At 34.8% G+C, this 13,445-nt stretch carries 14 protein-coding genes and 2 pseudogenes; 6 read left to right on the top strand and 10 right to left on the bottom strand.

Annotated features, from left to right (window positions below):
* Window positions 1–449 precede the first annotated feature (449 nt).
* Window positions 450–656 (top strand): transposase, encoded by a 207-nt coding sequence (locus tag AACK98_RS01575; RefSeq protein ID WP_410519988.1) that lies wholly within the window; start codon window positions 450–452, stop codon window positions 654–656.
* Window positions 657–807: 151 nt separating this feature from the next.
* Here AACK98_RS01575 and AACK98_RS01570 read toward each other — a convergent pair whose 3' ends face one another.
* Both AACK98_RS01570 and AACK98_RS01565 read right to left on the bottom strand, forming a co-directional pair.
* Window positions 808–1,014, bottom strand: a complete 207-nt coding sequence (locus tag AACK98_RS01570; protein WP_339041794.1) for a hypothetical protein — start codon at window positions 1,012–1,014, stop codon at window positions 808–810.
* Between the two features lie 386 nt (window positions 1,015–1,400).
* Window positions 1,401–2,394, bottom strand: a pseudogene (locus tag AACK98_RS01565) (IS481 family transposase).
* A gap of 160 nt (window positions 2,395–2,554) precedes the next feature.
* On the opposite strand from AACK98_RS01565, the gene AACK98_RS01560 reads away from it, so the two are divergent.
* The 5 genes from AACK98_RS01560 (at window position 2,555) to AACK98_RS01540 (ending at window position 5,439) form a co-directional block, all read left to right on the top strand.
* Window positions 2,555–3,040: an ankyrin repeat domain-containing protein gene (locus tag AACK98_RS01560; RefSeq protein WP_339041792.1), complete on the top strand. Its 486-nt coding sequence runs from the start codon at window positions 2,555–2,557 to the stop codon at window positions 3,038–3,040.
* Between the two features lie 106 nt (window positions 3,041–3,146).
* Window positions 3,147–3,530, top strand: coding sequence for a hypothetical protein (locus AACK98_RS01555; protein ID WP_339041790.1), 384 nt, complete (start codon window positions 3,147–3,149; stop codon window positions 3,528–3,530).
* Window positions 3,434–3,805, top strand: a complete 372-nt coding sequence (locus tag AACK98_RS01550) for an IS1 family transposase (protein WP_339042506.1) — start codon at window positions 3,434–3,436, stop codon at window positions 3,803–3,805. Before AACK98_RS01555 ends, AACK98_RS01550 begins: the two co-directional genes overlap by 97 nt.
* The gene (locus AACK98_RS01545; RefSeq protein WP_339041788.1) at window positions 3,802–4,206 is read left to right on the top strand and encodes a TraE/TraK family type IV conjugative transfer system protein; all 405 of its coding nucleotides are present in this window, start codon (window positions 3,802–3,804) and stop codon (window positions 4,204–4,206) included. The genes AACK98_RS01550 and AACK98_RS01545 overlap by 4 nt, the downstream gene beginning before the upstream one ends.
* Window positions 4,207–4,464: 258 nt before the next feature.
* The gene (locus AACK98_RS01540; RefSeq protein ID WP_339041786.1) at window positions 4,465–5,439 is read left to right on the top strand and encodes a TraB/VirB10 family protein; all 975 of its coding nucleotides are present in this window, start codon (window positions 4,465–4,467) and stop codon (window positions 5,437–5,439) included.
* A 438-nt stretch (window positions 5,440–5,877) separates the two neighbouring features.
* Here AACK98_RS01540 and AACK98_RS01535 read toward each other — a convergent pair.
* The 8 genes and pseudogenes from AACK98_RS01535 to AACK98_RS01505 all read right to left on the bottom strand — a co-directional run bounded on the left by AACK98_RS01535 (window position 5,878) and on the right by AACK98_RS01505 (window position 13,437).
* A protein-coding gene (locus tag AACK98_RS01535; protein ID WP_339040258.1) for an IS630 family transposase occupies window positions 5,878–6,748 on the bottom strand; the annotation gives its coding sequence in 2 pieces (ribosomal slippage) (window positions 5,878–6,423 and window positions 6,425–6,748; 870 coding nt in all).
* Window positions 6,749–7,159: 411 nt separating this feature from the next.
* Window positions 7,160–7,330 (bottom strand): annotated as a pseudogene (locus tag AACK98_RS08030) (IS3 family transposase); the annotation flags it as partial.
* A 169-nt stretch (window positions 7,331–7,499) separates the two neighbouring features.
* Entirely contained in the window at window positions 7,500–8,675 is a 1,176-nt protein-coding gene (locus AACK98_RS01530) for an acetyl-CoA C-acetyltransferase (RefSeq protein ID WP_339042510.1), read from the bottom strand.
* A gap of 275 nt (window positions 8,676–8,950) precedes the next feature.
* On the bottom strand, window positions 8,951–9,982 hold the full coding sequence (gene trpS, locus AACK98_RS01525; protein WP_339041784.1) for a tryptophan--tRNA ligase: 1,032 nt from the start codon (window positions 9,980–9,982) through the stop codon (window positions 8,951–8,953).
* Between the two features lie 32 nt (window positions 9,983–10,014).
* Entirely contained in the window at window positions 10,015–11,445 is a 1,431-nt protein-coding gene (locus tag AACK98_RS01520) for a bifunctional N-acetylglucosamine-1-phosphate uridyltransferase/glucosamine-1-phosphate acetyltransferase (RefSeq protein WP_339041782.1), read from the bottom strand.
* 98 nt (window positions 11,446–11,543) lie between these two features.
* Window positions 11,544–11,951 carry an IS1 family transposase gene (locus AACK98_RS01515; protein ID WP_339041780.1) on the bottom strand — a complete coding sequence of 136 codons (408 nt, stop codon included), beginning with the start codon at window positions 11,949–11,951 and terminating at the stop codon, window positions 11,544–11,546.
* Complete coding sequence (locus AACK98_RS01510; RefSeq protein WP_339041738.1) at window positions 11,914–12,330, bottom strand: hypothetical protein; 417 nt, start codon at window positions 12,328–12,330, stop codon at window positions 11,914–11,916. Before AACK98_RS01510 ends, AACK98_RS01515 begins: the two co-directional genes overlap by 38 nt.
* A gap of 183 nt (window positions 12,331–12,513) precedes the next feature.
* The gene (locus tag AACK98_RS01505; protein WP_339042508.1) at window positions 12,514–13,437 is read right to left on the bottom strand and encodes a TerC/Alx family metal homeostasis membrane protein; all 924 of its coding nucleotides are present in this window, start codon (window positions 13,435–13,437) and stop codon (window positions 12,514–12,516) included.
* Window positions 13,438–13,445 lie beyond the last annotated feature (8 nt).

Raw genomic sequence — 13,445 nt, 5'->3', positions numbered from 1 at the left:
CTTTTGTTGTTTCATCTTGTTCCGACATACTCATTGAGATGATATACGCAACTTGGCTCTACAGGGAAGAACACAAAAATGCTCAAAATCTGTTATACAGGAGGAGCGACAGAATTTTATCGCTTTACCAAGGCATACGTCACCAAAGAAGAACTCGGATCACATAGCTAGTTTATAATGCATGCGATAAACGGTTGTAAAATGATATTTTTCATTTTGAGCATTTTTATTACAAATTTCTTTAGCTGTGTGACTTTTTTGCAACTGCAGTAGCAGCATATAAACTATAATATAATTTCGTATAAGCCACGCATAGCTTTGCACAGCCGAAGCTTATTAGCATATGTGAGCCAATATTTGCTATATTTCAAAAAATTTGCGTTCTTTAAAAACAACTCGTTATGTATTGATTTGACCATGCCATCAAGTTCTTTCTAGCAATTGTTGTCATGGACGACTCAACATTTCACAAATCTCGAAGGACTCAAGAATTGATAGAATCTGTTGGTTGTAAGATGCTTTTTCTGCCACCTTACTCTCCAGATTTAAATCCTATTGAGAAGTTTTGGGCAAATATGAAACGATGGATTAGAAATCAAATTGCGCGATTCACATCATTAGAACACATATTAGATGGCTTCTTCCCAACGTGCTAATCTAACTCAAATAACTATAATAGACCTCTTGCATAACCTCATTCTGAGGTAGAAATTCTTATAGAGTAGATTTTTGCAAAACGTCACCAAACAATGATCCACGTGAGTGTTTTTATGTTTTAGTGACAATCAAATCACAGTTTGGAACAGGTTATGCAAGAGGTCTAATATATCTAGATAGCTCAGTTACACGTTCAATTACATTGACATCAAATCCTTGCAACAAGAGATTTGTAGCAATTTTCATCTTTTCTTCTAACTGACCTTCTCTCTTACCCTCTATTTTACCCTCAGCTATACCTTGCTTTAGACCTATACTCATTCCTTTATAAAGAGCTGCGTCCAGCATAATGTACAAAAATAAATTAGCACAGGATTCGGCCCTGCGCTAATTTTTGGATATATTAATTGCTCCTGTGCCTAAAAACACTACTTTCACAAAATCCGTAAGGTTTTTTTGCGCTGACTTACAACATTTTTTTTAAAGATTTAAAGCGCCATTTTGATACTCCAAGCATTATTTCATACCTGTTCCAAGACTTTTGGTGCGCGTACTACTTAAAAAGCTTAAAGCTTATTCTTTTGTCAGGAAAATATATATTACAGTTCATTCACTTGGCGGTGCACTTGCCCATATTGCTTATCTGCATAATTAAACATTACAGCCGTTATTTGAGAATTATATGCATCACAACTAGCTCAGTTGTAGAAGTCAAGATTTGATCTTACAGACAGTTATAAATTTTATATCTGCTTGTCAGTTAAGTTTCGACTGTCAGATATGTAACTGAGATACAAGATTTCATTATTCTTTTCCACAGCTAACTTTTTACTATCCAAAAAAGTTTGCATAGGTGTTTTTCCATAACAATATTTACCAGAATGAGGTCTTTCATTGTTGAAATATTCTAACCAAATATCAAGATCTAATTGCAAGTCATCCAATGATGTATAAATCTTTTTACGCATAGCTGTATCAAAGAATTCTTGTTTCATAGTTTTATTAAAACGTTCACACATACCATTAGTTTGAGGTGAATATGCTTTAGTTGTTGTATGCTCTATACCTTCTATACTGAGAAATAACTCAAAAGCATGATGTTCTATATTTCCCTTATATTCTCCTCCACGATCTGTAAGAATACGAAGCATCGGTATCCCTTGACTCTCATACCATGGTAACACTCGATCATTTAGCATATCAGCAGCAGTAATCGCAGTTTTGTCAGTATACAGTTTAGCATCAGCAAATCTACTGTAGCTATCAATAAATACCTGAGCATAAACCTTTCCTATCCCTTTGAAATTGCCTACATAATATGTGCCTTGGCAACCTAAATAACCTGGATGTTGTGTCTCAATTTCTCCATGTGCTTCTTTTTCATTACGGCGTTTCTCTAGTACTTGCAGCTGTGCTTCGGTCAATATAATACCATCTTGGGCCATCTTAGCTTCTAAGGCTTTCAATCTTTTATTGATATTATTCAAATCATTACGTAACCAAATCGATCTTACTCCTCCAGGAGAAACAAGTATACCACTCTTCTTCAGCTCATTTGATACTCTAAGTTGTCCATATGCTGTACTCTATCGCCATATCAACTACTGCTTTTTCTACTGCAGGATCTACTCTATTAGCGATTATTGGCTTCTTGCGACTTATCTCGTATAGCGCTTCTTCTCCTCCTGTTTCATATAGTTCTTTAAATCTGTAATAGCTATCTCTACTATAACACATTGCCTTACATGCAGATTATATACTACCAAGGCTTTTTGCCAATTCAAGTAAACCTAGTTTCGGTTTGATGATTTTTTGATTTAAGTTCATTGCTTATCTCCATTTAATAACTAATTTAATTTACTAAATGTAAGATAAAATGTCGACTAATACAATTAATATGTCATTTGACAGAGGATCTAGTCTTTTTATCGCGGCAAGCAATGGTAGACATTTATTAACTAATTATCTAATCGAGCAAGATGCAAAATTTATTTCAAAAAAATCGCAGCAAGATCTTCTGCAAGTGACTGTAAAAACAGATAACATTTCATATTTACGTAAGTATTTTAGCGAAGAAGGAATATTAAGTAAGTTATTTTATGGTGTTGATAAAACAGCATTATTACACTTAGCAGCGAAAAGTGGAAGTCATAGATGTTTCAAAGAGCTATTTAACGTTCTTGGTAAAGAAGCATTTGCGACATCAGAAGGAAATGGACATATACTAAGCTCTGCTATGGAAGGGGGAAGTAGTGAAATTATTAGACTACTTCTCAAAAGTGGTATTGATAATAATGTGGCTCTAGATACAAACAATAATAACGCGTGTCACCTTGCGATCAAATATGGTTTTATATCATTACTGGAGAGTTTTCACAATTAGATAGAAGTATGATATGATCACTTTTTTAAAAACTAAAGAGTGGTTTTATGGTTTGTTGTAAGGGATGTTGCTCTGATATCTTTGTAAAGAATGGCATTGTGAGGGGGTGTACAGCGTTATAAGTGCAGATCATGTTCTAAATTTTGTTGAGGGCGATCTGGGCAAGAAGCCTCAAACAGCTGTTAAGAAAGCATTATGCGTTATACTATATAGTCTTGGTAATGGCTCTTTTTCTATGTTATGCAAGATATTATGGCATTCGCCGTCCATAATTTATCGCTGGGTAGTAGAGGTGATGGGCAAGACTCAGGAGCCAGTTGTCTCTTCGGATATTATGGAGATGGAATTCGACGAGATGTGGCATTTTATTGGTTCAAAAAAAACAAGCTTTGGATCATTAAGGCAGTTGATCGTAGTACAAGGAGAACAGTTGCCTGGGTTACAGGCAATCGTGATACTGCAACATTCCAAAAGCTCTACAACAAAGTGAGTCATCTGAAAGAATGTCATTTTTATACGGATGATTGGGATGCTTTTTCTAAAATTTTACCCAAAGAGCGTCATACAATTGGAAAGTCTGGCACAGTATGTATCGAGAGAGATAATAGCAACACGCGACATCATTTATGCCGAATGACACGGCGCACTAAAATCGTTTCTAAAAAAGAGTCAATGGTATACGGATCCATCAAGCTTTGGTGCGCTCTTACTATTACACAAATATTCAAACAATATCAAGAACAGCTCTTATCTATCTTTATGTGAAAACTCTCGGAATATTATTGCTATTGCTTGCGTTAATTTTATTGGTAAGTGTTTTTATTTTGTCTAGTTGTCTTCTGCTTAAGAGTACTAAGACTATAGTTGTTCCAGCGACTCTTGCCAGAGAAGTTGTGATTGAGGGAAGCAATGGCTTTTCTGAAGAATATATTGAAGAGATAAGTATATTCTTTGCACATCTCCTGCTGAATTTAAGCGCTGAGAATATAGCATATAATTTCTCTATACTTCTGAGATATGCTGCAGTAGAGAGCTATCATACTTTAGCTGAATATTTTCAAGCTGAAGAGCAAAAGTGCAAAAAATATAATTTGGTTACAAGGTTTGATGTTAAAAAAATAAATATTATAGATGGTGGAAAAAGTGCGGAGATTGAAAGAATATAAAACTTCTAGTTTAGTCGAATACAGAAACAAGCCTCTTAAAGTTAAACAGATAGAATATTCGCACCTAGAAGGTGATGTGGATTTGAAAAAGCCGAAATTAAATCCTTCTGTTCTTGCTGTTGCGCGTAAGGATAATGCAGTCTATTTGGTATTTAGAGTATGATGTATTTAAAGCAATTTTATTATAAAGAGCTAAGGAAGTCTAAGTTGTTAATTATTGGCAGCTGTATTTTAGGCACTTTGTTGTTTACGCTTATTGTGAAGTATTTTGTCTCTGATGATTTACAAGAGCTTGATAGTCCAAAGCTAAGTCAGGAGATAACTATTGCTACTGATTTGGTGAGTACGGAGGATCTTTGGAGAGCGCAAATTCAGGAGAGCTTCAAGAAGCAAAGTGAAGTTATGGATGAGAAGTTTGGTGAGATAAAGAATGATTTAAGTGCGATTGCAAGTGATAATGAGCGGTTGCTTGATATCCGTGGGCTTGAAGAAAAGATCAAGATTTTAAATCAGCAGACGCAAGATTTTATGCGCAGTGCTAATGAACAAAATTTAAAGATATCTGAGAATACTGCGGAAAGTGGTCCAAGGATTAGCCAATATGTTGCGAATTTAGAGCAAAAGATAAAGGAGGAGAAGGTAAAGACAGTAGATAATTATATACCTGCGGGCAGTATGGCCAAAGCTGTTTTATTATCTGGAGTTGCGGCTTCTACATCTCTTGGCTCTGCATCTAATCAGCAGCCAATTTTAATACGTATATTGGATCATGGGACATTGCCACGTAGATTTCAGAGTGATTTAAAGGATTGTAATATTATTGGAGCTGCAGGTGGCAATTTAAGTAGCGAAAGGGTTGATATTAGGCTTGAGAAAATGACTTGTATTGATACAAAGACAAAGAGAATTATTGAGACGGATGTTACAGGTTTTGTGGCTGGCGAGGATGGTTTGGAAGGAGTTAAGGGTCAAGTTATATCTCGCGAAGGTAAGCTACTTGGAAGTAGTATTATTTCTGGCACTTTAGGAGATTTTGCTAACAATTTTGATACAAATGCACTAGCTCGTCTTGCACAATATTACATTTCAAGGACGGAAAGCCTGCAGCCTGTTATAGAAATTGGTGCTGGTAGTAAAGTTGACATAGTTTTTACAGTTGGTGCATTTTTTGGAGCAGATGATACTAAGCAGGCGATTGAAAATAGCCGCTCTAGTAGATCTGACAATCACTAGCGACAAGATAATTTTGTACAATCTTTGAACTAACGGTTGATATGCAATTGAGTTTTTCAGCCTATCGTTTTGCTGCGATATTACTTTTGGGTTGCTGTACAATATAGTAAATTGAGCTGAGGTTTGCGTATTAAAGAATTGAACCAAAACATACATATATTATTACTTTTTTCCGAAAATCTTCGCTGTATGAGGATGCCATTTTCCTTTGAGTGTAGCACATGTCTATATATATACGCAAACTACAACTTAATTTACCATATATAAAGATAAGGCGGAATGTGAAATTGGAAAACGCGTTTCTTGCCAAAGAATATCTAAAGTTAATGAGCTTGTAGATAATAATGAACTGGAAGATTTTATTAATCATCAAAATTGCAAAAGTAGGAATTGCCAGAGGATAGAATCCTTATCTATAGAAGAGTATAGCATAAGTGACTAAGGTGCTGACAATTTAATTGTATTAAAAACAGCATCATAAAGAGTATCAAATAAATCTATAGTTTTTCTAATTTCATTTTTTATCTTAAACCAGTAATGCTCTATAGGATTTAAATCAGGAGAGTAAGTTGGTAAAAATAATATGTAACAACCCACAGATTCAATTAACTCTTTCACTTTAGGATTCTTATGGAAGTTAATGTTATCCATAACAACAGTTTGTCCAGGTTTTAATTCTTTAATTAACATCTCCCTAATATAAGCTTCAAAGACCTCTTTATTGCAATTACCCTCAAATATTACGGGAGCAATAAGATTACAATTACAAAGACCAGCTATCATACTTATTCTAGTTTTATGTTGATACACCTTTTCCCCATAGCACCTTTCTCCTAAAATACTACAACCATATCCTTTACAAGCATTATCTTCTATTCCAGATTCATCAAGATATACTATTTTATCTCTTGTGATGGTTTTTATCTTTTCAATAAATTCATGTCTTAACGGAATATCTCTTTTCGGATGAAGATGAGTTTTTTTTATAGCTATAACCAAGTTTTTTTATCGCCTGTAAGATCGTTGTAGGTGATATATTACACCACTTCTTTGCTAGTTCTTTTGATGTCATAGCAATATTTAATTCAAAAAATTCTTTAAAATCTTCTAGATTTTTGATCTTATGACTGTGACCTTTTTGATAACCACTTGCTGCTTTCAAAGAACCGTGCTTATCTTGCAGAATTTTCCACTTATAGATAGTATCACGACTCACTCTAAATAGTTTACTCACTTTAGTGATTCTTGCACCATTTTCTAATGCTTCTATTACTCTTACCCTAAGTTCTATTGGATATGCTCTTGCCATAATTTTATGCTTTTTATTTCATACTCACTTTTTATATCTTAATTCCTAACTTTTGTCAGTATCTTAGTCACTTATGCTATATACTGCACCCTTAATTCAAACCATTTGTTTTAAATGATCCGATTTTTTAGCAAAAAATTAGCTTAAATATATAAAAGCTGGTGTTCTATATTTTAAAGCTTGATGTAACCTTTTGTTGTTACCAAGGTATAAATTCTTCTATCCTTCTTTCCAAGCTGCCTACATCATCAGGTCTATAATAATAGATCACTTCTTGCTTTAAAATCCTCCAAAGTCTTTCTATATATATTATCAAAACACCTACCAACATGATCCATACTGATGCTTACATTTTTTAGTTGTAATTTTTGTATAAATTCACTGCTGGTATATTGTGAACCTTGATCAGTATTAAATATCTCTGGAACTCTTGTTTGCTAATGCCCTTTCTAATAATGCTATGCAAAATCCTGCTTCCAGAGAATATGATAAATCATAGCCTATAATATATCTACTGTGTAAATCGATCATAGCTGTAAAATACATGAACTTGCCATTAATTTTTATATATGCAATATCACTTGCCCATTTCCTTACGGATTTAAAGCGCTATTTTGACACTCGGGGCAGCATTTCATGCTTGTTTCGAGACTTTTGGCGCGCGTACTTTTCAGTCATTTAAGATTCTAGATGCAAAACCACTCATTGATCTTTAGCTAACTAGCAATAAACTTTTCTATGTGTTTAGTACTCATCTCTCAACGCAAATAGCGATACCCATTCCACCACCTATACATAGAGTAGCAAGCCCACGTTTTGCATTTCTTCTTTCCATTTCATGTAAAAGAGTTACAAGTATTCTTGCACCTGATGCACCTATCGGATGGCCAAGAGCTATGGCACCACCATTAACATTTACTTTTGCTTCGTCCCATCCCATTGCTCTATTCACATATATTGCTTGCACTGCAAATGCTTCATTAGATTCTATCAAATCTAGATCTTCGACTTTCCAACCAGCAAGCAACAGTGCTTTCTGAGATGCAGCAACAGGTCCTGTGCCCATTATATCAGGACTAACACCTGATTGAGCAAAAGATTTTATAGTGCCCATAATCTTAAGACCACGCATCTTAGCTTCAATGTTATCCATCAAAATTACTACAGCAGCTCCATCATTCACTCCGGAAGAATTTCCAGCAGTTACAGTACCGTTTTGCTTAAAAGCAGGAGATAGCTTAGCAAGTCCTTCTATAGTCGTGCCACTTCTTACAAACTCATCTGCTGCAAAGATCACCTCTTGTTGACGCACATTAAAACTTATTGGTACTATCTCTTTAGTAAATCTACCACTTTTCTGAGCTTCTTCTGCTTTCATCTGAGAAAAAAGTGCGAATTGATCCTGTTCCTCTCTAAAAATCTTGAATTTTTCCGCTATGTTTTCAGCAGTGATGCCCATATGTACGTTTTCAAATGCATCTGTTAAGCCATCAACTATCATAGAATCTGCTAGTGTTGCGTTCCCAAGCTTTACACCTTTGCGCATATGTACAAAATGAGGTGAGCAAGTCATACTCTCTTGGCCACCTGCAATTACAATATCAGCAGCACCGTTTGCGATAGAGTAAGCCCCAGTCATTATTGCTTTTAAACCAGAACCACATACCTGATTTACTACAAAAGCAGGTACCTCTTGTGGAATATTAGCGTGCATAGCCGCCTGTCTTGCCGGGTTTTGACCTGTTCCTGCAAGAAGAACTTGACCCAAGATGACTTCTGATATCTCATCTCTTTTGATATGAGTTACGTTTAAAAGATGATTTATAACGTGGGAAGAAAGCTGATAAGCAGGTATATGACCAACTGTACCATTTAAATTTCCTATGGCTGTTCTAAATGCACCTACAATTGCTATTTCTTGATTCATTTTTTTACTCATTGATTTGTTGTATAACAATATCAAAAAATCTAAAATCATCCATAATAAAATCATGTGCTATGCAATATAAACCACTCAATATTAAAATAAAATGACAAGCTAGAAATTTTTCATATATAAAATCCAATGCTAATCCATGAAATTTTACTAAAAAATAAATGTTTATAGAATGTATACATTAAACTTATTAAAAAATCATGTTAACAGCAATCAATATATAGTCATAATTGCAAAACTTGGTTTTGCTCATTCAATGACAAAAATCAATGTGAGAAAAATCTAGTTCCGATAGCATCTTGTACCTCAAGCAATGTCTCTTTTGCTGTCAATCTTGCGACAGTACTGCCATGTTTCAATGCTTCGAGCGCATCTTTTCTATCTAAAGATGTTCTTATATCTCTAATTGGATCTAGAAACTCTTGCAAAATGCTATTTAATCTTTTCTTAAGTACAATATCACCAAGACCACCGCGTTGGTAATGACTTTTTAATGCACTGAGCTCATCTTTATTACAATCAAAAATGTCAAGATAAGCAAACACTACATTGCCTTCAATTTTGCCAGGATCTGAAACTTTTATGTGTTCGGGATCTGTAAACATAGAAAATACTTTTTGTTTTACTATTTCTTCAGAATCTGAAAGAAAGATTGTGTTGCCAAGAGATTTACTAGCCTTAGACTTTCCATCAATCCCAATAAGCCTTGGAGCTGTACTAAGGTGTGCCTTTGCTTCTTTTAAACAAGATGTGTTATAAATCCTATTAAAACGTCTCACTATTTCATTTGTCTGTTCAATCATAGGAAGTTGATCTTCTCCAACTGGCACCAAATCTGCCTTAAATGCTGTAATGTCAGCGGCTTGACTAATTGGATAACATAAAAATCCTACTGGCAGCTCATTATCATAGCCTTTTTGTTGAATTTCAGATTTTACAGTTGGGTTTCTTTCTAGTCTACCAAGGTTAACAAGGTTCATATAATACATGGTCAATTCTGCCAGTTCTGGCACTTGAGATTGTATAAAGATAGTGCTTTTTTGAGGATCTATTCCAACTGCTAGATAATCTAACATTACCTCAATTACACTATCTTTGACCTTTTTGGGATTTTCGAAATTATCTGTCAATGCTTGCATATCAGCAATCATTATGAATTGCTTGCATGTGTCTTGCATTGAGATTCTGCTTGATAAAGAACCAACATAATGTCCAAGATGGAGCGGACCACTTGGTCTATCGCCTGTCAAGACAACAGACTGATCATTACTTGCATTTTTATTTAAACAATCTTGCATCTTCTAAATACCAATTACTTCAATCTATAATTTTATTTTTGAAATCGAGTTTTTGTTAAGTTTTTCTGTGTAGCTCTTCCTACTGCAAGATTATTATCTGGTACATCAGATGTTATTACGCTTCCCGCTCCAATAGTTGTGTTTTTTCCTATATCTCTTGGAGCCACTATGCTTGTGTTTGAACCGATAAATGACTCACTTCCCACTCTGCACTTAGACTTTGTTTTGCCATTATAATTGCAAAACACTACACCAGCCCCTATATTTACATTATCCTCTATTAAAGTATCTCCAATATATGCAAGGTGCATTACTTTAGTAATACTGCCAATTTCACTATTCTTAACCTCAACAAAATTCCCTACCTTTGCGCCAGTATGTAACCTTGTAGTTGGCCTAATTCTAGAAAACGGTCCAATAAAACATTCATTATCAACCTTTGCTCCCTCGATATGTGAAAAAGAGAATATTGTGACATTGCTGCCTATAGAAACATTTTGCCCAATGTATACATTAGGATGTATTGTAACGTCGCTGCCAAATATAGTGTCATAAGATAGAAATACACTTGCAGGATCAATCATTGTTACTCCTTGCATCATCCAAAATTCTCTCAGCGTATTTTGCATCAAAGCTTCCGCATGAGCTAGCTGTATTTTATCATTAATGCCAAGCACTTCCGCTTCATCTACCAATAAACCTTTCGCATTACCTCCATTTGAAGATGTAAAGGAAATTATATTAGTCATGTAATATTCACCAATAGCAGATGGTTTATTATTTTTTATAAAATCCAGAGCGATTTCTCTAGTAAATGCGATAGTTCCACCATTACATAATTTGATCTTTTTTTGTATCTCTGTAGCATCACAGTCTTCAACTATATTTTCAATGTCCATTTCCATCTCTGTCACTTGAGTATAGTCTGCATTTTGCAGCTCAAACATATGACTCAAAGAAAGCTCTGTATTTTGTTTAGACCTTGCAATTATTCTACCATATCCGCTTGGATCTTTTGCATTAAACGTCAATAATGAAACTGCATATCTAGAAAGATTTGATAATAATTTCAGAACAGTTTCACCCTTCAAGAATGGAGCATCTGCATACATTACGAGTATAAACTTTTTTGGAGTAGAATGCTCAATAGCAGATCTTACAGCATCCCCTGTTCCAAGTTGCTTTTCTTGTATAATAACGCAAAAGTCATATTTGCTTGATAATTGTTCGATCTCAGGCATTGCACTGATTCTACTATTTAGAACGACACGAACATCACTGATCTTTAAAGATTTAGGAACCAAAAGTGCATATTCAAGAAGACACAGGCCCGCAACTTTGTGTAGCACTTTTGGAGTTTGTGAGCGCATTCTACTCCCTGTTCCAGCTGCTAATATTATTACAGTGGTTTCATTTAAAATTTCGTAGTGAGAAACCATAGGTTGGGCTTCATTATACTTCATAGATAAAAAACTGTTCTCCAACAAAAAGAGTAAATCCTAACGGCAAGCTACACTATTTTTCCATTATGCTCAAACATAATAACTCTGATAGATGATTGTTATATTAGACCTCTTGCATAACCTGTTCCAAACTGTGATTTGATTGTCACTAAAACATAAAAACACTCACGTGGATCATTGTTTGGTGACGTTTTGCAAAAATCTACTCTATAAGAATTTCGAGAGTTTTCACATAAAGATAGATAGAGCTGTTCTTGATATTGTTTGAATATTTGTGTAATAGTAAGAGCGCACCAAAGCTTGATGGATCTGTATACCATTGACTCTTTTTTAGAAACGATTTTAGTGCGCCGTGTCATTCGGCATAAATGATGTCGCGTGTTGCTATTATCTCTCTCGATACATACTGTGCCAGACTTTCCAATTGTATGACGCTCTTTGGGTAAAATTTTAGAAAAAGCATCCCAATCATCCGTATAAAAATGACATTCTTTCAGATGACTCACTTTTTGTAGAGCTTTTGGAATGTTGCAGTATCACGATTGCCTGTAACCCAGGCAACTGTTCTCCTTGTACTACGATCAACTGCCTTAATGATCCAAAGCTTGTTTTTTTTGAACCAATAAAATGCCACATCTCGTCGAATTCCATCTCCATAATATCCGAAGAGACAACTGGCTCCTGAGTCTTGCCCATCGCCTCTACTACCCAGCGATAAATTATGGACGGCGAATGCCATAATATCTTGCATAACATAGAAAAAGAGCCATTACCAAGACTATATAGCATAACGCATAATGCTTTCTTAACAGCTGTTTGAGGCTTCTTGCCCAGATCGCCCTCAACAAAATTTAGAACATGATCTGCACTTATAACGCTGTACACCCCCTCACAATGCCATTCTTTACAAAGATATCAGAACCACATCCCTTACAACAAACCATAAAACCACTCTTTAGTTTTTAAAAAAGTGATCATATCATACTTCTATCTAATTGTGAAAACTCTCAGAATTTCTACCTCAGAATGAGGTTATGCAAGAGGTCTATTATATACTTGAGACTTTGCTTACTTAATCAAAGAATTTTCAGAGTGTTTTGTTTTAAAAATAGAAAATAAAATGGCAATAGACAGAATTCCTACTATTACACACAATGACACTGCTGTTGGAATATGAATGCCTTGCACAAGCAAAATCATTTTACATCCTATATAAAAGAGCATTATAGCGAGTGCATGCCTCAAGTATATAAATTTATCTATGATGCTAAATAGCATAAAATACATGGATCTTAGGCCAAGTATAGCAAAAATATTGGACGTAAAGACTATAAATACATCATCAGTAATTGCCAGTATTGCTGGAATAGAATCAAGCGCAAAAATTAAGTCCGATTGCTCTATTAAGACTAATACAACAAACAAACTAGTCATTGACCATTTGCCACCTTCTTTGATAAAAAACTTGTCTGTATTAGAATTTGTGCTAATTCTGAAATATTTTCGCAAAAAAATTAGCAGCTTTCCTTCTTTATCATTATCCTGTTTCGGTTTTATGGCATCTATCATAAAACGAACTCCACTGTAAATAAGGAATGCCCCAAATACATAAAAAATCCACGTAAACTGGTTTACTAAGTAGATCCCAAAAGTAATCATCAAAAGTCGCATTATAATCGCGCTCAAGATGCCTATAAACAAGACTTTATGTTGATATTGTTTCTTAATCTTGCAAATTTCAAACAGCAGTATGAATACAAATACATTGTCAAAACTGAGTGCAAGTTCTATGACATACCCTGTCATAAACATTAGTGCGTCCTGATGTCCTCGTTGTAGGTATACACCATAGCAAAAAGCTGTAGCCAACAAAACCCAGCCCAACGTAACTTTGCTTGAAACTTTAATATCATCCATTTTTAGAAATCGGCTAATAATAACCAAATCTAGCAGTATAAAAAACAAAACCATTACTGCAAAGATAATCCACATATAAAACG

The organism is Candidatus Lariskella endosymbiont of Hedychridium roseum, assembly GCF_964020185.1.
Classification (GTDB): domain Bacteria; phylum Pseudomonadota; class Alphaproteobacteria; order Rickettsiales; family Midichloriaceae; genus Lariskella.
The sequence above is the reverse complement of the archived record's forward strand: the minus strand, read 5'-3'. Positions and strand labels throughout refer to the sequence as shown.

Coding starts and splice junctions, on each gene's coding strand:
- AACK98_RS01575 (WP_410519988.1), top strand. CDS start 450: ATGGACGACTCAACATTTCACAAATCTCGAAGGACTCAAGAATTGATA.
- AACK98_RS01560 (WP_339041792.1), top strand. CDS start 2,555: ATGTCATTTGACAGAGGATCTAGTCTTTTTATCGCGGCAAGCAATGGT.
- AACK98_RS01530 (WP_339042510.1), bottom strand. CDS start 8,675: ATGAATCAAGAAATAGCAATTGTAGGTGCATTTAGAACAGCCATAGGA.
- trpS (WP_339041784.1), bottom strand. CDS start 9,982: ATGCAAGATTGTTTAAATAAAAATGCAAGTAATGATCAGTCTGTTGTC.
- AACK98_RS01520 (WP_339041782.1), bottom strand. CDS start 11,445: ATGAAGTATAATGAAGCCCAACCTATGGTTTCTCACTACGAAATTTTA.
- AACK98_RS01505 (WP_339042508.1), bottom strand. CDS start 13,437: ATGTGGATTATCTTTGCAGTAATGGTTTTGTTTTTTATACTGCTAGAT.